The organism is Candidatus Lernaella stagnicola, from assembly GCA_030765525.1.
GTDB lineage: Bacteria > Lernaellota > Lernaellaia > Lernaellales > Lernaellaceae > Lernaella > Lernaella stagnicola.
In genome coordinates, this window is record JAVCCK010000022.1 from 49,470 (window position 1) to 68,767 (window position 19,298).

Consider the following 19,298-nt stretch of genomic DNA (forward strand, 5'->3'; position numbering starts at 1 on the left):
AAGGAGAGGGCCCATGAAAAAAACACTGTTCGTCTTTCTGCTGTTCCTGATCGCCGCGTTTGCGGTGCAGGCTATCGTTGCGTGCGACGATGATGACGACGACGACGACAACGATACCGACGTACCGGCCGACGACGACACCGACGAACCGGCCGACGACGATACGGCCGCTACGGCGCCGGTTATCGGGCATGAACCCGTCGCGGAAAACGCGTGCATGGATTGCCATAGCGATCAGGACACCATCGATGCGCACGGGGGCGCCATTGATGAAGAGACCATCGACGCCGTGTGCCTCGAGTGCCACGAGTACCCCAGCTGATTAGTCAGCGTTAAAACGACCGAGCCCGCCGCATGATGCGGCGGGCTTTTTTTATGGGCCGAGAAATACTCAGTAATGATACCAGATCGTGGCGTAATCGTCGGGATCTTCGCCGATCGCTTCGAGTCGCTTTAGGTAACTGAGAATCGAGACGTCGCGAGCGACATAGGTTTTCTTGCTGGATGTAAATTTTTCCCAGGGGTGAAACTCGTACAACCGCGAACCATCGGGCAGAATCGCAAGCAATTCACGATCCTGCGCAGCCCGTATATAGTTCTTACCCAGTGCCGGCACGTTGTACACGGCCTCGTCGCTTCGCACGAGACCGGGCGAAAGCCGCGCCTCCTCGCGTTGTTCCTGCAGCAACCGCGCAATCGGCACGCGGTACGCCGCCGTTTCCTCTTTTCCCTTCGCGTTGAAGGTGTAATAGGAATCCACACCAATCAATCGCAGCAAGCGCCGCAACGCCACCGCCTCAAAACGCCTTGAAGAGTAAAAGGTGTAGACGTGCTGGTTGTATACCGGAATACCGCGGCGGCGCAGGCGTTCCACCGCCGACACCATGTCTTGATTCACCTCAAAAGGATGCTCGATGTGGGTGATCACACAAATCTCGCGACGCCCCGGTTCGCGGTAGCTGCCAAGTAATTCCACCAGTTTGTCGGTAATGCGCATGGGCATGGTCACCGGCGTACGCGTGCCGATACGAATTCGTTCCACGTGCGGAATGGCCGCCAGACGGTCGAGTATCTCCTTGAGTTTGCGATCACTCATTACCAAGGGGTCGCCGCCCGTGAATAAAATCTCGTAGATCGCCGGATGCGCGGCAAGCCACTTGATGGCCGCATCGATTTTCTCCGCTGACGCCATGGCATGTGGATCCATCGCGTCATCGATTTCCCAATTCCGCTGACAGTACACACAGATTTGCGGGCACGTATTGTAAGGCTTGAAAATGGCGATGTTCGGATAGCGACGGGTCACCAAGTCCACGGGGGAAGTGTCATGCTCGCGCATGAAGTCGAACGACTCGCTTCGGCTTTCCCGCTTGTTGGAAAGTTCGGCCACGTAGTCCGGCGGCGGCAACACGATCGCCCGCAGGGCTTGGTCGTACCTCCCTTGGGGGTCGAATAGGGAAAGGTAGAACGGCGTCACACCAAAGGGCAAACCGTTTCGACGAGCTTCGCAAACCGACTCAAACAAAGGGGCCGGAATCGAAACGGCTCGCGCAATGAGTTCCGGGTCTTTGATCACATGCGCCGCTTGCCAGTGCCAGTCGTTCCATTGCTCCAGTGACGCATCGAATAGCATGCGTATGTTGCGGCGCTGGTGCCGACGCAATTCGGCGAACTCCGGCTCCAACCCGTGGCGGTATCGTTCGAGCTTTGTTTTAGCGCTTACCCAAAAGCGATCGAGTTGATTCGACCGGCACCGCGCGGCCTCGCGACCCGACAGCCTCTCTTGGCGATGATCGTCCTCGGCGGGCAACACGCCGGTATCTCCCGCCACGGCACGCCATAAATGGGTTAATTCCGCGAAAAAACCCGGAGACAAGTCCGCCCGCTTTTTGCCGCCGGCCAAGTCGATCAACGCCCGTAGCGTTGAGAAATCGGATCGTTGCTCGGCGTGAAGCGATAGCAGATTCCGCCAAATTCGCGCCGCGTGCCGGCCGATAATCTCCTCCGACGTCGATAAATCCGACCGGTTGCACAAATCGTGGGCCGTCTGATTGATAAAATCGATCGCCCTCCCTCGTGCCTCATCGATACTCTTGGCGTCACGGACGGCCGCGAGCAACTCCGCGGCTTCCAACCGAAAATCCGCCGCGGAAAACCGAAGCTTGGAATTCGGTATTTCCGCATATGCCGAATACCATGAGGCTGCGCTAACACTCGCATCGCCGGGACGTGCGGCCTGTTCGCGGGGGCCGGCCGGTTCTTTTTTGGGAATCGAAGTCAGGTCGGGTTTTCGGGGCATGATTCTCCCTTCATGTTAAGACATCACAATGCTGTATTAAGCAGATACACGCCTGGCAATAACTGCCGAATTCAATAACAACTGTATTAATCATAGGCATTCCGGCCGAGTATCGCAACGGCGGCGGACGTGAGGCCGAACTTTAACTAAAACGTCGTAAGAAATTGTTTTTTGCTGTTTTTGGGGTATCCGCAGACTCTGAATAATGGCCCTTCTTAGCAGCCGCAACCGCCCTGCTCGGATTCGTCGTCCGACCCCGCCGCATCGTCATTGTCGTCATCGGCGGCATCGTCGTCGGCGGTGTCATCGTCGGCGGCATCGTCGTCCCCGGCATCGTCATCCCCCGCATCATCGTCTCCGGCGTCATCGTCAGTGGTATCGTCGTTGTCATCGTCGTCGTCGCCCGGCGGCGCGTCGATGTCGTGCGGAGTGAGGTAGCCCGTATGGCGGCCAAGCCAATAGGCCATCAGGTAGTCCGCGCCGGGCAGCATGTGTTCCGGCCAGTCCAGCGGGAACGGGCCGCAACTCATTTTGTAGGGGCTGCGTTGCCACATGTAGTCCTGGATGCAGCGCTCGTCCAAGTCGTACCCCTGCTTGGCTTGGAGTTCGAAGCCTAAGAGGTCCTGTAGGAACGCCGGCAGCTTCTCTTGAAGGTCGACCAGCCATTGAGAGATGGGATCCACCTCGGCCGGCGGCGGGGTCACGAACCACTGCACGTTGGGCCACTCCCGGAATTTGTGCAGCGAGTTGACGCCCCTCTCCATGATTCCGTAGGAGCCCTCGCAGACACCCAGCCGCTCGCAGCCCGTGAGGTAGACGTAGTCGAAATACACCTGGCGGCCGTCTTCGACCCAAGGCCGCACTTTCTGCATGTAAATCCGAAACAGCTCCCGCAAGCGTTCTTCGTCGGGTTCGAGACGAAAAATCGTGAAATAGTTTAAGTGTTTCAGATTCATCGCGAAGTACTCGGTATACCGATTCCAGAAGGCGACTGAACTGAACGGCAGGGTCTGTATTTGGTCTTCGTAGACGTCCTCGTAGAGTTGCCAATATTCCGGTGTGTCGATGATGTGGGCCGCGATCAGCGCGAAGGAGATTCGTTCGCTGCCGGCGATTTGCGGCGCGGCGGTGGTCGGCAGCCCTTCCTCGTTCAAGATCAGCCAGCGGTTCGCCGCCAGCTTGTCGATCACTTCCTTGATCATGGACTTGATCAATTGCCGCGTCGCCGCGTCGTCCACCAGATCATATATCGTCGCAAGGTTGTTGAAGAAGCCGTCGTATTGGTCGGAACTCGAATTCGAGAGGTAGAACGTGCCCAACCATATGCCTTCGCCGTAACGAAACTCATCGAGCTGGAACACGTCGAGCCAAAAAATCGGGTTGTCCAGCGGCCCGACGTAACGCCCGACATAGCCCTCGGTGCGTGTCACGCGCAAATGATCGCGCAACGTCTCGACGACGGCGATGGTATTTGCTTTGGCCGCCGCTTCCCCGGTGACGGCATACCGCAACGCCTGCGTCGCGCCGTACGTGGAGGTCCACATGGTCGAGTCGCCCTGCCCGCGGTAATAAAGAATCTCGGTGTAGGTCGTGTCGGTGTAGACATTCTGCACCAACCCCCCCGTAGGCGGGCACGTGCCGTAACGGCGCCTGCTCATCGTAGCCTTGCGCTTTGGCCAACAGGTCCGGATCGGGTTCCTGCGCGAAAGCCGCGGCGCCGCAGACCACGAGAACCACCGACAAGAAAAGAATCGCGAGATTTCGGAACATCGTTTTTCCTGGGTTGCCGCGGCCGCAGCGAACGACCGCCGGTCTTTATTTATAGCTGATTTTCGCGTTTTCGGACGGATTATTTGAGTGACCGTTCAAACTCGGGCGTTGGGATCGATAAGCCCCCGCCCACTTGGCTTTCCTCAGTACGCTAAGTCTTCCGGTTTCACTTTCCCGGCGAAGGTGCGGTAGATCCAAATATTGTAGACCAACACGATCGGCATGCCGAACAAGGCGATCCCCAGCATCACCGCAAGCGTCAGCTTCCCGGAGGACGAATTGAACGCCGTCAAATGGTTTGCCGCGTCCGTGGCGTGGACCAAAGTGGGAAAGGCCATGACGCCCACCGTCAGCATGATCGAGGCGATGGCGACCGCCGAAGCCAGGAAAGCTTTGCCGAATTCCTCTTTCTTGACGTACACGCTGATCAACACGATACCGGCCAGGATCGCCGCCGGCATGAAGAAGAAAATCGGAAACTTCATGAAGTTCCGGAACATGTGCAAGGCGAATATCGCGGTCATCGGCCCGACCAGCAGGAAGAGCGCGAGATACGCCTTCCACCAGATCGGCAGGTGGGCTTTGATTTTTTCGGCAAGTTCGTCTTCGGTCTTCATCAGCAGAAAAAGCGCGCCGTGCACGACGAAGGCGACGACCGTATAAACCCCGGCGAATAGCGAATAAGGATTGAGCAGCCCCAGGAAGCCGCCGACGTAGTCTCCGTGGTCGTTCAGATCCATCCCGACGATGACGTTACCCAGCGCCACGCCGAACAACAGCGCCGGCAGCAAACTACCGACGCCGAACGCGAGATCCCAAACCCGCCGCCACTTCGGGTTTTCGAGTTGACCGCGAAACTCAATCGACGTAGCGCGCAGAATCAGCCCGAAAAGCACGAGGATCAACGCCAAATACATGCCCGAAAAAACCGACGCGTAGACCATCGGAAACGCCGCGAACAACGCGCCGCCGCCGGTGATCAACCACACTTCATTGCCGTCCCACACCGGCCCGATGGCGTTGAGCATGATCGTGCGATGCCTATCTTTACTGTCCCGGAGATACCAGTAACCCGTGCCCAAATCGAAGCCGTCGAGCACCGCGTAACCCGTGAGCAAGATACCGACCAGGAAATACCAGAGGACCTGCAGCGTCATCATGCCGACGCCTCCTTTCCGGTGATTGCTTCACCCTTGGCCGATACGGCCTCCTGGATATCCGGCCCCTTGTTCAACTTGTGTCGAATCAAGAAAAACCACACGCCGAAAAGCAGCGCGTAGATCACACTGAACAGCGCCAGCGAAAAGATGATTTCCCCCGCCGAAACGAGCGGCGACACACCGTCACGGGTGAGCAGCGCGATGGAATCGTCGAAGATCACGCCGTCCTTGAACACCGGATACACGACCCACGGCTGTCGCCCGACTTCGGTGACAATCCAACCCAAGGTGTTGGCGATGATGGGAATCGGGATCGCCCAAACCATCGCGTGCAGGTACGGTTTGAATTTCTGCAACGAATTTTTCCACATCAGCACGACGCCCAGGATCATCAGCCCCATCATGACCGCCCACAGCGCAACCATCGTGTGGAAAGAAAGGAAGGTCGGAAGCAGCGGCGGCCAATGCTCTTCCTCGTAGTCGTTGAGGCCCTTGATTTCGGTTTCGAAATCGCCGGAAACGCCGAAGCTCAACATTCCCGGCAGCGGGATTTTGAAATGCGTTTCGCGTGCCTCCCGGTCCGGAATGCCGAACACCAGCAGCGGCGCGTTTTTCGTGGTCTCGAAATGGCCTTCGAAGGCCGCAAGCTTGATCGGCTGCGTTTTGTAAACCTGCACCGCGTGGTGATGCCCGAAAATGAACTGCGCGCCGGTAGCAATCAAGCCGATAATCAGCGCCATTCTCATCGACTCCGTCGCGAACTTGACGTGCCGTCCGCGCGCCAGGAACCACGCGCTCAAACCCGCGACCATGAACGCGCCGGTCATGACGGCGCCGTCGATCGTGTGCAGAAAACGAATCGCGACCGACGGGTTAAGGGCTGCGGCGAAGAAATCGACCAGCACCGCGCGGCCGTTTTCGACCGCGTAACCGGCCGGCGTTTGCTGCCACGAGTTGGCGATGAGAATCCAAAGCCCCGACAGGGTCGACCCAAACGCCACCATGATCGCCGAAAACATATGCCATTTGGGTTTGAGTTTCTTCCATCCAAAAAGCAGGAACCCGAGGAACGTCGATTCCAGGAAGAACGCGATCACTCCCTCGGCGGCCAGCGGCGCGCCAAAAATGTCGCCGACGAAGCGGGAGTAGTCCGCCCAATTGGTGCCGAACTGAAACTCCATCACGATGCCCGTCGCCACGCCGATGGCAAAGGAAAGCGCAAACACGTGCACCCAAAAGCGAGCCATCGACTGATAAAAGGTGTCGCCGGTCTTCACCCAACGGACCATCATCCACACCAGGATCCACGCCATGCCGATGGTGATCTGCGGCCAGATGTAATGAAAACCGATGGTTACCGCGAATTGAATCCGTGCCAGGATTGTCGCGTCCAACGTTTTGCCTCCTTGAACCGAATGATTCTATTGCAGGGACGGGACGGACCCGATTTTTCTCTTCTTTTTTAAAAGCGCGTGAAAAAGACAAAAATCCAATATCCAGCGTGTCGAATACGCTTATAACACCGTCAAAACGATATTGGAAAGCCCCGCTGTTTCAAGAATAAGCGCTGGATATTCGCGCCAGCCACAACAGCCTGGTCGCCGTTGGCCAATCCTTGCCCGCCGCTTCGGCGCACATTAACCCGCTATAAAAAAGCCCCCCTCCCAACCGGGAGAGGGGCGTGCCGTGCGTCGGTTATTCGCTTACTGACCGCTTAGGTTAGTTATGCCGCCTCAAGAACATCAGGCCGATGCCGACGAGGGTCAGCAGGGCCAGCGTCCCAGGGGCGCTTTGCTTGTCGTTGCAGTAGTTGGTTGTCGCACTGTAACTTTCGTCTGTTCGGTTGATGACGATATTGGTGTAGTTACGGTCGGCTGGATCGAACTCATAGTTGTTTTTCACCGGAGTAACGGTTCCGACCCATCCTTCCGGCACGGCGCCGGCGTAATACCCGTCTCCGTTCGTGACGACCGTCGCCGGGAAGCCTTGCATTTCGACATCCGGCAGCGGATCACCGCCTGACATCATTACGGAACCGGAGATTGTCCATTGACGCTGCGTCGCAGTCACCCGCAGCGGTGTGACCAAGCCGTCGTTATTGTTTTCGCTGTACTCGTCGAAGGTGTTGTTGGGGTCAATGATGTATCCAACGTAATACTGGCCTGGAGGAATCTCCTCGGGGAATGTTCCTTCCCATTGTGCGAGCTTTGGTTGGAACGGAAAAACGTTGAACGTAACTTGCCCGAGGTAGTAATCCGTGGCGTCAATGGTTTGGTCGGTCGAGATATAGAAATCGACTTTCCCTCCGCCTACCGCCACAGTACCGATGTTATTGATTTCGTGATACACGGTGAAATCGGATTGGCCGGGGATGACGCTGGTCGCACTGACTCCGCCTCCCGGGAAACCGTCGGAGACGAGGTCGGGTCGGTCATCGCGTTGCGGGAAAACCCCGTCGGCCGTCGCCCAATGGACGATGGCATTCAGTCCTTCCTGGGTAATCCGGGATGCCGAATTGCAAACCGTCCTTTGTCTGGTGAAGACTCCCCCAATGTAGCGTAGTCCGTTCACGTGATACCAAATCGGGCTGCCGCTTTGTCGAGTCATGTTGTCCATGCATGTGTAGAAATAGCTTTGCGTTACGTCGTTCCAGTCGCTCCACGTGTACCTCAGGTCTACTCCGTCGTCGATATCGCTGGGGTAGCCCGCGGTGTGCGACGTCGTGTAGGTCATGGCCACGGGGTCGAGCGCCGCCATGGTCCAATAGCCGGTATAAGCTCCGATTCGACGATCCAACTTGATCACCGCGAAATCGTATGCCTCCTGTCCGCCCAAGAAATATTGGTACGGTATGTACGCTTTGAGGACCTGCGCGTGCCCGAAATAGGCAACGCCCCCCTCCACGCCGGGCGATACGGTAATGTTCTGTATAAACGAGCCTTTATCGCGGTTGAATACGCAATGAGCCGCAGTTAAGACATGGCTGTCGCCGATCAACGCGCCGGAACATCCTCCATGACTTCTGCGCGGCGTTCCAAAGAATAAGCGTACAACAGCCCGCCACGGATAAGCAGTGGCGCCGGCCACTTGTAGCCGGTCGTCGTCGCCGAAAATCGTGTCAATCATTTCCGATCCACCCGGAGGAAGTATCGGCATCGGCGGGCTTTGATAAAACGCTGATTGTAACGCGTAAAGCCCCGCGTCTATCTCTCCTTGGGTGTTCGTTGTGTAATCATAGGTGATTGCATCGTACTCTTCGTCCGCATCCGGTTCGAATTCCAGCGGAATGTCGGCGAAGAAATCGCGCCCCCCGTCGTCTCCTTTGGCGGAAATGACAAGATCGGGGCAATCCGAAACAAGCCCGGCGACGGGCGGATAATAGAGCGCGGGATCAATGTTGGATTGGTTTTTTATTTCCATATTGCAGTCAAGTTCGGCTTGTGCTTTTGCAGTCGCGGGTACGAACACAAGCACGATTAATAGGGCCACGATGAGGCCGCAAAAGCGCCAAGGACCATTCGACATTATCCGTCTTCGATCACACATAGATATCTCCTTCTTACTGTTCAAATATTGACGCACGGCCTGCAGGAAAAAAGAAAGGGCAATCCATCGCAAAGCGAGGTCATCCGATAGGTGAAGAACACCTGGAAGATTTCACTTGAGGGCATGATAGCACAAAAAATACGATTTCATAATGTATATTTCCGAATAAACAAAAAAGGGGCCCAATCGGGCCCTTCTCGTCGCGGTTTTGTGGGCCTGGGCCTGATCGCCATACGTTCATGCACCGCGTTGCGCCTCGATCATCAATAATGCTCCGAAGCGGAGAGCCTCCGGTGCGGCCGAGTGTGCGCAATCACCAGGATTAGCCATTGAATTCAACCGACGAAAGGAGTAATAATAGTTGCTTCATCGGAGATTTTATCAAAATCATAAAGCAAATAGTCGGCTTTGCCGTAAACTGTCGTCTGGCACGCCGGAATTCGGTGTCTACGTTGGCAAAGCCGGCCAGAAAAAAGGGGATTCCAAAATGAGAAATCCTAACTGGCTTTTCGTATTGCTATTCATCTGTTTCCTTATTTCCGGCGCCGCGATAGCGCTTTCTTGTTCCCAAGGCGGTGACGACGACGACCTGCCCGGCGACGACGATGACGATGACGATGATGACGACGATGACGATGACGATGATGACGATGATGACGACGACGACGATGATGACGACGACGACGATGATGACGACGACAACGACACGTGTTGCGTTTTCAGGGATCCGTGCGACCTGGCAAATAACGGAGATTGCGACTGCCCGGATAACTTTTGGGACCGCGCGGACTGCTCAGGCGACGATGATGACAACTGCGACACGGTCGAATACTCAGACTGCGTTCAGGACGCGATGGGCCCGTATGACGAATGCACTGATGCCTGCTGTATTGGGGCTCCGAGAACGTGCCCGGATCATATCTGCATCGCCGAGTGCAACAAGCAAAATTATATCTACCACGCCCAGTGTGCCCTGGCCGCGAATTGCAATTATCTCATTGACACGGAAATGTGCCTTGCCGACTGTCATTCGGTACAAAAACAGTGCCTGATCGACACCGACTGTGCCGAATGCTGTACTACGGATCGAAACGAATGCCGCGATGACTGCCGGGAGCAAGGCCCGGGGGCCGCGGCCCGCGCAAAATGAAAAAGGCCCCGCAGGGCCTTAAATCCGTGTATTTTATGCGCTCGGCTTATTCGCCGAATTTTCGCAGACCGAGTTGGCGGTCGATCATGAAGATCGCTCCGGTCTGTCCTTCGGCCTGTTTCAGCATTTGGACGATTTCATCGGTGCTCTTCTCTTCCTCGACCTGCTCCGCGAAGAACCAATCAAGGAATTGCACGGTCGCCCAGTCGGCCTCTTCCTTCGCCACATCGGCGATCTTGTAGATCGACGCCGTAACCTTGCACTCGTGTGCGTATGCCGTTTCGAATACCGCCAGCGCGCTGTCGTAATCGGCGGGCGGCGCGGCGATTTCCGGCACGACGGCGCGGCCGCCGCGATCCAGAATGTAAGCGTAAAACTTGCGCGCGTGCTGCATCTCTTCGCCGTACTGGGCAATCATCCACTGCGCGAGGCCCGGCAGGTTTTGTTCTTCAAACCAAGCCGACATCGCCCAATAAATGTGCGCCGAGTACACTTCCATCTGCATTTGATCGTTCAGCGCCTTGAGTACTTTTTTATTCGCTTGAGCCATCATTTATCCTTTCCATAGGCCGTGAATATTGCAGATTTCCCGGGCTACGGGATCCGCCGGCTTCACGGGAAATACGGCTTCGGGCGCATCCCCGGGCTTCAGGTACTTGCGATACAGCATGTCGCCGTCAATCAATTCGATGACCATGATGTAATGGGCATCGAGCATCGGGTGCGGCACCGAACCGACCGTGACCTTCGTGCCTTCCGGCACTTCTTCAATCACCGGAACATGTTTCTCGGTCGACGAATCGGCGGTCTGTTCCTTCAACGCTTTCATCGGTTCACCGCAGCACGACATCGCATCGCATTCGGCGCCGGCGATTACTTCAATAAAGCCGTCTTTATGACACTGGAACACATCGAGCTTCTTCGTTGCCATCATGCACCCCCAAGTTAGGAACGGTTCCTATTTAGTCAAGACGCCCCTACACTTCTTCGAACTGCGTCTTGTCGGCCCCGCAAACCGGGCAAACCCAATCCTCGGTAATATCGGCGAACTTCGTTCCGGGCTCGACGCCGTTGTCGGGATCACCTTTGGCCGGGTCATATACGTATCCACAAACTATGCATTCATACTTCATAATCAATCTCCCTTTCGATTTTTGGTTCGTTTCCGTATTTTCATTCGCCCCACTTCCAGTGTCCCTCGTTCGTGAGAGCGTAGAATTGGTCCTCCAGCACTTTATGGTGCAGAGACTCCTCACTGGCCAGCTTGCGGAACATTTCGACAATCTCGGGTGCCTGCGCGCGCTCGGCCAAGTCGAGGTAGGCTTGTTCGGCCTTTTGTTCCGCCTCCAGCGCGATATTGATCACATCTACGGCAGCCGCTTTTTCCACGTCATCGAGTGTTCCAGCGTTGCCGCCGGGTCGTTCCGGCAAAAACTCGGTGCCGGTGTAGCCCGGCCAGTCGCCGCTAAGCAGCGACTCGCGCAGTCGTTTCAGGCTCTCAAAATGCGCCCGTTCGAAGCGAGCCAATTGGCCGAACATGTCTTGTCCGCGCGGGTCGGTGCTGGATTCGGCCGCTGCCGCGTAGAACGCCGCCGCGTCGGCTTCGGCCTGCATCGCCAGGTCGATCGCGTCGGCCAAGCTGAAATCGTCGAGAGTAATCATCGTGTTTCCCGTTTACCAGTTTTCGCCAAGTAGTTCGAAGTACGCCTGCGGGTGCTGACACGCCGGGCATTTCGCCGGCGCTTCCAGGCCTTCGTAGACATAGCCGCAATTTATGCAACGCCATTTGACGGTTTCGCCCCTTTTGAAGACCAAGCCCTGTTCCACGTTGTGAAGCAGATCGCGATAGCGCTTTTCGTGCTGTTTCTCGGCCACCGATACCGCCCGGAACAATTGCGCCACTTCGCCGAACCCTTCTTCGTCGGCGATGGCCGCGAATCCCGGATACATATCGGTCCACTCGTGATGTTCGCCCTCGGCCGCGTGCAGTAGATGCACGGCCGTGTCGCCGATGACGCCGGCCGGAAAAGCGGCCACGATTTCGACATCGCCGCCCTCAAGATGCGAGAAGAAGCGTTTGGCGTGCTCTTTTTCCTGGTCCGCCGTTTCAGCGAAAATCAGTGAAATCTGAACGAAGCCTTCTTTTTTCGCGACGCTGGAAGCGAAATTATAACGGTTGCGAGCCTGTGATTCACCGGCAAAGGCCGTCAGCAGGTTTATTTCGGTTTTGGTCCCTTTCACGCTGGCCATGGATGCCTCCTTAAAAAACGGCTGTTATGCGTTGATGGTTCTAGTGCCCTGGTTGTTGTTTTAAATCCGAACCCAACATATCAATGCCTAGTGTGCGGTGGGGCCGTCGCCTTGAAGCCTTTCGCGACACGCATGGCATACGCCGCGCACTTCAAACAAAACATTGCTTACTTCGAAATCCAGATCGTCAGGTAAACTCAGGTTGATCGGTCCCACCGCGCTCACCGGAAGATCGAATAGCCGTTCGCAATTCGTGCACCGCGCATGATGATGGTAGTGCGTGCGCCCGTCGTACCGCCGTTGCGCCCCACCGAATTCCAGCTTGTTTACCAGGCCTTGCTCGCACAACACGTCCAGGTTTCGATACACGGTGCCCAAACTGATGCGGGGGATCCTTCGGCGCACGATTTGATACACTTCGTCCGCAGTGGGATGGCTGTCCAGATTCTTCAACGCACTCAAGGTGATTTCCCGCTGCCGGGTCATCCGGAACCGACGAGGATTTTCTTCAGTCATGCCGTTGAACCCAATCGTTCGTGCCATTACTAAGAACAATTATCATTATCTATAAGTGCCTTAACTTATAATACACGCGGCTTTTCAAAGTCAAGACCAAACCGAGCCGATTAGTGATTATTTTTAGATTAAATTTTCCTGTTTTTCCAAAACCGCGGGGAACGAAGCCCGCTAACGACGCTTCCCCGACATCACGGAACTTGGCACGGGCTTTTCGCCCGGAACGACGGAACCAACCGTGCCCGACGCCTCTCTAACAAGTTGACGGGCCCGCCTCGAATCCGGTGCTCCGTCTCTAGTCGATCCGCCAAAGCGCGCCGCAAAGTAGATGATGATGCGTCGCCTATTTTTCCTCGTAGGTCTCCTGGTTTTCCTGACCGCCGCCAGCGGATTCGCGGCCGAGTACAACGTTACCTACACCCGCGTCGTGGACGGCGATACCTTCGTTGTGCAGCACGAGAACGGCGCCATCGACAAAGTGCGCATCATCGGCTTGGACACGCCCGAACTGCACCACCCGCGAAAACCGGTCGAATTCTTCGCCAAAGAGGCTAAGGAAAAGGCCGTCTCGCTGGTATTGAATAAGAAGCTCGTGTTGCGCACCGATCCGACCAACGCGGCCCGCAACCACCGCGGCCGTTACGGGCGATTGCTGGTAAACGTTTACCTACCGGGCAATCGTGATTTCGCGCTGGTCATGATCCGTGAAGGCTATGCCCACGCCTACGTCAAATACCCTTTTACCGCCGAGCGCATGAACCGCTACCGGCAGGCGGAACGAAAAGCCCGCCGGGAGGAACGGGGCCTTTGGGGCTCTACCCCCTAGCGCCCCGGCGTTGCACGGCACATCCGGTCCTGGCTCTAATCCGCGTACCAAGCGACGCAACTCGCCCCCCCCTTTACAGCGGTGAGAACCAAACGCAAAAAGCTCGGCTTTTCAATATATTACGACTAATTATCAATAGCGATTAGGTGTTGTGATTCGTGCTTCAGATGCGTACACTTCTTCTTCGCAAAATTAGTCGCCGCGGCGGCTTATAAAGAAAACAAGCGGAGAGATCATTCGAGTGACACGCAACTTGGGACTTTTCATCGGCGTATTGGTTCTCGCCTTCTCTTTTCTGCTACCGCTGCCGGGCGTCGCCGAACGCACGGCCACCGGAATCGCGGACTATCACACCCTGCCCCTGCCACAACGCCCGCGCGATGCCGTCCGAGGTTCGGCTTTCGCGAAGCAAACCGCCAACCTGCCTGCCGCTGAGCGGCAACGCGCCGCCGTCTCCGAAATACTAGCCGGGAACATCCCGGACTTCCTGCGCGCCTTCCGACCGGTGGAACTCAGCCACAACGGGCGTCGGGCGACGATCTTCGTCTCGCCTGACTATCTGGCGGTCGGTTCCAGCGACGACTTTCTGCGCGTCCCGCTCAACTACCCGGCCGCCGCGGCGGTTCTGTCGTCTCTGGATTGTGTCCTGCCGACCCCGAAAATTGTCGATGCGGTGTACCGGCAGTCCCGCCGGAAGCTGCGGCCCCAGCCGCTACCGCCTTGTAGCGCCATGACTTCCAACGCGTACTTCCTGAACCACCAACGGATGATTGAAGAGCAGCTTGGTGCCTGCCCCATCGGCATCATTACCTCGGGGCACAAAAAGGACGTCGTGCTCACCAACCGCCTTCGCCGCCGGCCGGGCAGTATCGCCATCTACGGTTGGCATCATGCCAGCGGCCGGCCGATCCAACCGCTGAGCACGGTTCATGAGGCGGCCTATGCCGATTACAGCCACGGAATTCGCGCGGTGCATCGTACGGTGATGATCGATGGTCGAGAAGTGGACCTTCTCGCGGCGTTGGGAAACCCCGACTTGGCGCCCCTGTTCACGCGCGAGGGCGTGATTTCCGATGCTCAGGCTTTGATGCGCCCCGCCGGGCTCATGGCGATGCGGTAGTCTCGAGCGACTTACAACAACGAAAGCCAAGGTGATAATTGCGGTGGCTGTTCTCGGCCATCACCCGTGAGCCGTGCCAGTAGGGCGCGCGCCAACGGCACCAATCCTCGTGCGCCCGGTAACGGTCGAAGATGAACCAACTGCCCTTCATTTCGGTGTGGCCGAGAGTGCGGCTGCCCGTGGAAGCCATCTCGCTCTCACGGGTCGGCAGGTTCATGTGTTCGGCGGCGTTCCCGTTGATGTCCACCACGCCCAGGGGACTGCCGCATTCGGGGAAGTACCCGGCCGGGTACGTGTTCGAGCCGCACTTCGTCCAACTTCCGCCGCTGCATTGAGGCGATTTTTGGCTTGACGCGCCACACACCCCGCGTTGGTACTGCGGCCCGTAGCTCCAGCGCTTATCGGCTGCGTGCTTGGCGTTGTGGGCGCGGCGCATGGCGCGGATGCCCGCCTCCGACGAGCCCGTGGGTACGAGATCGAACCGGTAATCCGGCGACTGCATGGACCCCTGGCAGCCGCCCTCCCACTCGTGGGCGTCGCACAACCGCTTGCCCTCGGCCCGGCAAAGTTGCGCGGCTTCTTTGGCGCGCGCCCACACGACCGGATACGCGCACGGAATGTTGGGGAACTCAAAGCGGTCGATACACGAGGTCGCCTCAGTGGGCTTTTGCGTGGCCGGATCGAAAAGCGGCGCCATGAATTTATCGCCGCAGATCGCCTCGTATTCCGGGTTCTCATACGACACCTGCCGCTGCGCCAATTTCTCGCGGCATTGCTCGGGGGTGGCGGGGTGTTCGGTGACTTCCGGGTTGCCCTGGCCCAAATAAGCCGAAGCGCTGAAGATCGCCCGCATGTCGTTAACCTCGGCGTCGGTCAAGTTGTGCGTCGTCTTCAAACCTGCGAGAAGGGCGTCACGTTGAGTGGCGAGACTCTCGCCCGGCGCCGAATTCGAATCGACGACGATTCCGGGTAGCAACAACAAAGCGGCCAGAAAGACGACTCGCTTCATCACCCTTCCCGCCTCATGACGTAGAAAAAGTCGCGGTTGTCGCCGTAACCGATGAAGCGCGGCAGAACTTCGCCCGTTTTCTTTTCGTCCAGCACTTCCATCCCCTTGACGAGTTGTTCGACCATGAAGCTCGCCTGGTCGGCGCGGTACAGAGCCAGATACGTGTGCTCGAACGAATTCATATCAAGCAACATCGCGTACGAGCAACCGTAGGCCTCAAAAACCCGGGCCATCGCCGAGGGCGTCGCCGCGGAGAAAAAGCCGTAGATCAAATAGCGCCGACCTTCGTTTTCCTGCATGCACAGGCCGCCGCGCACCGTGCGGAAATTTGCGTCGCCGTCACCGGACCAATTGCCGGCCAGTTGATGGCGGACAACCTTGTTGACCACGGGCCGACCGACCTTGTCGTCATAGGCGATGATCGGCAAACCGTTTTGCCGCGCATGCCGCACGCGCCAAAGCTGCTGATTGTCCGCATCGGTCCAGGTTTTCAAAACCACCTCGCCGTCCTCGTAGACGACCAGCGTAGCCAAACCGATTTGCAGTTTGCTGAACACCACGCCGTTGGACACAAAACCGTAATGCGTGCCGTGGTTTTCACGGGCGTATTCGGAGGATCGGAAAGCCCCGTGATAGCGTTTGAAGCCCGCGGTGAACGTGGCCACCGTGCGCTCGGCGTCGGTTGGATTGACCATGCCCGTGCGGGCCAGCGGCGCGACACTGTCAATGCCGTCGGGACCCGGCAGGACGGGGTTGACCACGTAGGTCGGCACGCGCTCGGACCACCCCACGTCCGGATGGCTGGTGCCGACCTGGTAGCCCAACTCCATTTGCTCCAGATCGAAAGCGACCAGGTAGGAAAGCGCCTTGCCTTCCTTGGCGTCCAAAGCATTCACCCGACCACGCTGATTTTCGGTCACCTCGGGGCTTACCAGACGGGGTTGGATCGCGCTGACAAAAACGCCGGGTACGTTGGCCGAAGGGTACCACTGACCGACCGCCATTTTCCGCGGGTCGTGGCCACCGGCCAGTTGCAGGCCGATCGTGGTGAACATGCGGCAGGTTCCTTGGCAGCGCTCAGCGAGTTTCGCCGCGGCCGGTCCACCGCTTTTCACCGTCGGGTCCTCGTCGAGCGCCTGGCGCACATCCGAGGTCTCGAGGTAGGCATCTCGGTACACGGTTTTCTTGACCAGCGAGATGATCTTCTCGCCACCCCAGAAGCTGGTGCGCAAACCGTCGGTCACTTTTTCCAGGCTCGTTTGGCGGCCGCGAATCTGGTTGCGAACATACAGGCGCCCGTCACACAGATCGACGTACGCCGCGCCGTTTTCCTTCGCTTGCTCAAGCGCCGGTGTGTCGGCTGTCCACAACGAGCAATCCGTGAAGCCGCCGCCATCCACCAGCCGCACACCGCCCGCGTGTTCCGGCGTCAGTTCGACGAGTTGCCCCGAGCCCGCCGGGTTTTCCAGATGGTAAAAGACGCCGCCGCCGTCCGCCCACTTCACTTGCAACAAGAACCATCTGTTGACGCCGGAATGGAGGTTCACCAGCGTTGCCTCGCCCTGCCTACCCGCGCCGTCGTCAATCTCGATAAATTCGAGGTCTTTGTACAGTTGCAGGTCGAGAACGGTTTTCGCGGCGTCCTCGTTGTATTTCACGAGCGTTTCCGGATCGACCGTCGGCACGACGTTCGCCACGGTCAATTTGACGATCTTTCCGCGGAGGTTTCGGGTCTGCTCGGGATCGATCAACGCCAACAGGGTCGCGGCGGAATCGGGCGCGATCTCCAAGAGCATGCGGGCGAGGTCCTCGTCCGGCGTGCTCGGCTCCAAGAGTTCGTTCGAGTTCTCGACCTCACACCACGACATGTCGGACGAATCGAATTCACTCAACGGCCCGGCCGCGAGATAAGGGTCCTCGGACATGATAGGTTCGTCGCCAACTGCGTTTTGCACCGAAACAACTAATGAAACGGCGATTAGGATCAGCGATATGGTAAAAGTCGCCAATGTGAAGACGACACGGTGTCTTGCCACGCTTGCCATTGTTGCCACCATATTTTTCTTGCCGGACATAAACCGGGTTTTTTTCCTATCTTGAATCTAAGTCGCAAACTCGGCCCGTGCCTTACGATCGAGGGAAAAAATCCAGTATTTGGGCAGTATTGGGTAATCCCAATAAGGCCTCAGTATCGGCACAGTGAAACGCGGGGCGGTCAGTTTTCTCGAGCGCAGCGGAAGCCGATGTGGTCGGGTCTCACGTCAGGCGGATCGGTCGTGCGACGCCAGGTTTTCAATCGGTCGGGCGTGCCCATATCCGCCGGGAAGTAAGATCCACCGCGTACCACTTTGACGGTTCCCTCAGCGGGACCGCGTGGGTCGCGGCGCGGGCTTTGGCTGTAGTAGTCGTCGCTGGACCAGTCGTAGACCCACTCCAACATGTTTCCGGCCATATCCAAGACGCCGTAGGGGCCGGCTCCCTGGGGAAAGGAGCCAGGCGGCGCGGCTTCGGCGTAGCCATCGATTTCGCCGGAACAGTTTTCGCCATCGCACGCGTTTGCTTTTTCCGGTTGCCAGGTTTCGCCCCACGGATAATCGCGGCCGTCCACACCGCGCGCGGCCAACTCCCATTGCGCCTCGGTGGGCAAACTCTTGCCGACAAAGCGGCAGTAATCCTGCGCGTCATTCCACGTCACGCCACCCATCGGAGCTTCCAGCGGTTTTCTCAACAGAGTGATTCGCCAGCGGCATCGGCCCGCGCGCACACACCGCAAGTAGTGGCCCACGGTGGTTTCGTGAAGGTCGATGGAAAAAGCCGACAGTTCAACCTCGTGTCTGGACTCTTTGTGCGGGCTAAGCGGACCGGGAGGTTCGTATCCCATCGCGAAGGTCGTGGCGGGAATCGAGGCCATCGGCGCCGGCGGGGTCGCTGCCGCGGAAAGCCAAATACGCAACGAGGCCAAATACAACATCCCCACGCCGATCGCCAGGGCGAGAGCGCCGAATGCCAGACCTTTCGCGAGACGCTTTTTCGACCAAGCGGGCATTACGTTTGCTTCCTCGATTCGTTCCCGTTGTGTTGTAGGCACGGTGTCGAAAAGATATTCCTTCCCGCGGCAAATAGGAAGATGGGGGGCGTCGTGTCGAATTTGTGTGTGCGAAGAACACCTAGCGGCGGCGCGTGCGGGAGATTTTGCGCTACGCCGGCACCGAGATCCGCTCCGGCGTCTTTGAGATATGGGCCTCCACGGCGTTGCTGAAGCATGTGCTGGTTGGGCGACCGGCCCGCCGCGATCATCATCTAGCCCGGTGTCAGGGGGCGCAAAAAGGGGCCATTTTAACCTCGGATTTTTGATGTTTTTGTGCACCCTGTTGAAATCACGTGGTTTTTCGGATAATCGCGAGGTTTTTGACGCGAAAAGGTGATTTTTCTTGCAGGAAGGCAACGAAAGTGATAAAAACGTCTATCTATTAAGCAATTAGCGGCAACATCTGCGAGATCCCTTCAGCCCGAGTCGCGTCAAGCCTGAAAAGCTCTGTGAAATTCGAATGTTAGATCGTGTTTCCGGAATTTGCACCCCAAAAAACGCCCCAGCCCACTCTCAAAATAACTTCCTAGCCAGGGGGTCGCGTCAAAACCGCTTAAAACGCCC

At 57.5% G+C, this 19,298-nt stretch carries 18 protein-coding genes; 4 read left to right on the forward strand and 14 right to left on the reverse strand.

The annotated features are described in order from the left end of the window. The first annotated feature begins 13 nt into the window (after nt 1-13). The gene (locus tag P9L99_10520; GenBank protein MDP8223782.1) at nt 14-322 is read left to right on the forward strand and encodes a cytochrome c3 family protein; all 309 of its coding nucleotides are present in this window, start codon (nt 14-16) and stop codon (nt 320-322) included. A gap of 69 nt (nt 323-391) precedes the next feature. Here P9L99_10520 and P9L99_10525 read toward each other — a convergent pair whose 3' ends face one another. The 5 genes from P9L99_10525 to P9L99_10545 all read right to left on the reverse strand — a co-directional run bounded on the left by P9L99_10525 (nt 392) and on the right by P9L99_10545 (nt 8,847). Continuing rightward, the gene (locus P9L99_10525; protein MDP8223783.1) at nt 392-2,299 is read right to left on the reverse strand and encodes a KamA family radical SAM protein; all 1,908 of its coding nucleotides are present in this window, start codon (nt 2,297-2,299) and stop codon (nt 392-394) included. Nucleotides 2,300-2,514: 215 nt separating this feature from the next. Next, the gene (locus P9L99_10530) at nt 2,515-3,957 is read right to left on the reverse strand and encodes a hypothetical protein (protein MDP8223784.1); all 1,443 of its coding nucleotides are present in this window, start codon (nt 3,955-3,957) and stop codon (nt 2,515-2,517) included. Between the two features lie 255 nt (nt 3,958-4,212). After that, a complete protein-coding gene (gene cydB / locus P9L99_10535; protein MDP8223785.1) occupies nt 4,213-5,229 on the reverse strand; it encodes a cytochrome d ubiquinol oxidase subunit II in 1,017 nt (338 codons plus the stop codon). Continuing rightward, entirely contained in the window at nt 5,226-6,623 is a 1,398-nt protein-coding gene (locus tag P9L99_10540; GenBank protein ID MDP8223786.1) for a cytochrome ubiquinol oxidase subunit I, read from the reverse strand. Before P9L99_10540 ends, cydB begins: the two co-directional genes overlap by 4 nt. Before the next feature lie 325 nt (nt 6,624-6,948). Beyond that, nucleotides 6,949-8,847 (reverse strand): trypsin-like serine protease, encoded by a 1,899-nt coding sequence (locus P9L99_10545; GenBank protein ID MDP8223787.1) that lies wholly within the window; start codon nt 8,845-8,847, stop codon nt 6,949-6,951. 415 nt (nt 8,848-9,262) lie between these two features. Here P9L99_10545 and P9L99_10550 point away from each other — a divergent pair, with 415 nt between their 5' ends. Further along, nucleotides 9,263-9,925, forward strand: coding sequence for a hypothetical protein (locus P9L99_10550; protein MDP8223788.1), 663 nt, complete (start codon nt 9,263-9,265; stop codon nt 9,923-9,925). 46 nt (nt 9,926-9,971) lie between these two features. On the opposite strand, the gene P9L99_10555 is transcribed toward P9L99_10550, so the two are convergent. The 6 genes from P9L99_10555 to P9L99_10580 form a co-directional block, all read right to left on the reverse strand. Continuing rightward, the gene (locus P9L99_10555) at nt 9,972-10,475 is read right to left on the reverse strand and encodes a ferritin (GenBank protein MDP8223789.1); all 504 of its coding nucleotides are present in this window, start codon (nt 10,473-10,475) and stop codon (nt 9,972-9,974) included. Between the two features lie 3 nt (nt 10,476-10,478). Beyond that, nucleotides 10,479-10,856 carry a desulfoferrodoxin gene (locus P9L99_10560; GenBank protein ID MDP8223790.1) on the reverse strand — a complete coding sequence of 126 codons (378 nt, stop codon included), beginning with the start codon at nt 10,854-10,856 and terminating at the stop codon, nt 10,479-10,481. A gap of 46 nt (nt 10,857-10,902) precedes the next feature. Beyond that, nucleotides 10,903-11,061 (reverse strand): rubredoxin, encoded by a 159-nt coding sequence (locus P9L99_10565; GenBank protein MDP8223791.1) that lies wholly within the window; start codon nt 11,059-11,061, stop codon nt 10,903-10,905. Nucleotides 11,062-11,098: 37 nt separating this feature from the next. Beyond that, the gene (locus P9L99_10570; GenBank protein MDP8223792.1) at nt 11,099-11,587 is read right to left on the reverse strand and encodes a ferritin family protein; all 489 of its coding nucleotides are present in this window, start codon (nt 11,585-11,587) and stop codon (nt 11,099-11,101) included. Between the two features lie 12 nt (nt 11,588-11,599). Next, a complete protein-coding gene (locus tag P9L99_10575; protein ID MDP8223793.1) occupies nt 11,600-12,175 on the reverse strand; it encodes a rubrerythrin family protein in 576 nt (191 codons plus the stop codon). An 87-nt stretch (nt 12,176-12,262) separates the two neighbouring features. Then, nucleotides 12,263-12,661 (reverse strand): transcriptional repressor, encoded by a 399-nt coding sequence (locus P9L99_10580; GenBank protein ID MDP8223794.1) that lies wholly within the window; start codon nt 12,659-12,661, stop codon nt 12,263-12,265. 364 nt (nt 12,662-13,025) lie between these two features. On the opposite strand from P9L99_10580, the gene P9L99_10585 reads away from it, so the two are divergent. Continuing rightward, complete coding sequence (locus P9L99_10585; protein MDP8223795.1) at nt 13,026-13,517, forward strand: thermonuclease family protein; 492 nt, start codon at nt 13,026-13,028, stop codon at nt 13,515-13,517. Between the two features lie 241 nt (nt 13,518-13,758). After that, complete coding sequence (locus P9L99_10590) at nt 13,759-14,637, forward strand: hypothetical protein (protein MDP8223796.1); 879 nt, start codon at nt 13,759-13,761, stop codon at nt 14,635-14,637. Here P9L99_10590 and P9L99_10595 read toward each other — a convergent pair. The 3 genes from P9L99_10595 to P9L99_10605 all read right to left on the reverse strand — a co-directional run bounded on the left by P9L99_10595 (nt 14,621) and on the right by P9L99_10605 (nt 18,692). Then, nucleotides 14,621-15,646, reverse strand: a complete 1,026-nt coding sequence (locus P9L99_10595) for a hypothetical protein (protein ID MDP8223797.1) — start codon at nt 15,644-15,646, stop codon at nt 14,621-14,623. The two genes, P9L99_10590 and P9L99_10595, sit on opposite strands and share 17 nt — an antisense overlap. After that, nucleotides 15,646-17,571 carry a hypothetical protein gene (locus P9L99_10600; protein ID MDP8223798.1) on the reverse strand — a complete coding sequence of 642 codons (1,926 nt, stop codon included), beginning with the start codon at nt 17,569-17,571 and terminating at the stop codon, nt 15,646-15,648. Before P9L99_10600 ends, P9L99_10595 begins: the two co-directional genes overlap by 1 nt. A gap of 290 nt (nt 17,572-17,861) precedes the next feature. Beyond that, entirely contained in the window at nt 17,862-18,692 is an 831-nt protein-coding gene (locus tag P9L99_10605) for an SUMF1/EgtB/PvdO family nonheme iron enzyme (protein MDP8223799.1), read from the reverse strand. Nucleotides 18,693-19,298 lie beyond the last annotated feature (606 nt).

What these genes read in the sequence shown, in the direction of transcription:
- P9L99_10520 (MDP8223782.1), top strand. Translation starts at nt 14, where the DNA reads ATGAAAAAAACACTGTTCGTCTTTCTGCTGTTCCTGATCGCCGCGTTT.
- P9L99_10525 (MDP8223783.1), bottom strand. Translation starts at nt 2,299, where the DNA reads ATGCCCCGAAAACCCGACCTGACTTCGATTCCCAAAAAAGAACCGGCC.
- P9L99_10530 (MDP8223784.1), bottom strand. Translation starts at nt 3,957, where the DNA reads ATGAGCAGGCGCCGTTACGGCACGTGCCCGCCTACGGGGGGGTTGGTG.
- cydB (MDP8223785.1), bottom strand. Translation starts at nt 5,229, where the DNA reads ATGATGACGCTGCAGGTCCTCTGGTATTTCCTGGTCGGTATCTTGCTC.
- P9L99_10550 (MDP8223788.1), top strand. Translation starts at nt 9,263, where the DNA reads ATGAGAAATCCTAACTGGCTTTTCGTATTGCTATTCATCTGTTTCCTT.
- P9L99_10555 (MDP8223789.1), bottom strand. Translation starts at nt 10,475, where the DNA reads ATGGCTCAAGCGAATAAAAAAGTACTCAAGGCGCTGAACGATCAAATG.
- P9L99_10560 (MDP8223790.1), bottom strand. Translation starts at nt 10,856, where the DNA reads ATGGCAACGAAGAAGCTCGATGTGTTCCAGTGTCATAAAGACGGCTTT.
- P9L99_10570 (MDP8223792.1), bottom strand. Translation starts at nt 11,587, where the DNA reads ATGATTACTCTCGACGATTTCAGCTTGGCCGACGCGATCGACCTGGCG.
- P9L99_10575 (MDP8223793.1), bottom strand. Translation starts at nt 12,175, where the DNA reads ATGGCCAGCGTGAAAGGGACCAAAACCGAAATAAACCTGCTGACGGCC.
- P9L99_10580 (MDP8223794.1), bottom strand. Translation starts at nt 12,661, where the DNA reads ATGACCCGGCAGCGGGAAATCACCTTGAGTGCGTTGAAGAATCTGGAC.
- P9L99_10585 (MDP8223795.1), top strand. Translation starts at nt 13,026, where the DNA reads ATGCGTCGCCTATTTTTCCTCGTAGGTCTCCTGGTTTTCCTGACCGCC.
- P9L99_10595 (MDP8223797.1), bottom strand. Translation starts at nt 15,646, where the DNA reads ATGAAGCGAGTCGTCTTTCTGGCCGCTTTGTTGTTGCTACCCGGAATC.
- P9L99_10600 (MDP8223798.1), bottom strand. Translation starts at nt 17,571, where the DNA reads ATGTCCGAGGACCCTTATCTCGCGGCCGGGCCGTTGAGTGAATTCGAT.
- P9L99_10605 (MDP8223799.1), bottom strand. Translation starts at nt 18,692, where the DNA reads ATGCCCGCTTGGTCGAAAAAGCGTCTCGCGAAAGGTCTGGCATTCGGC.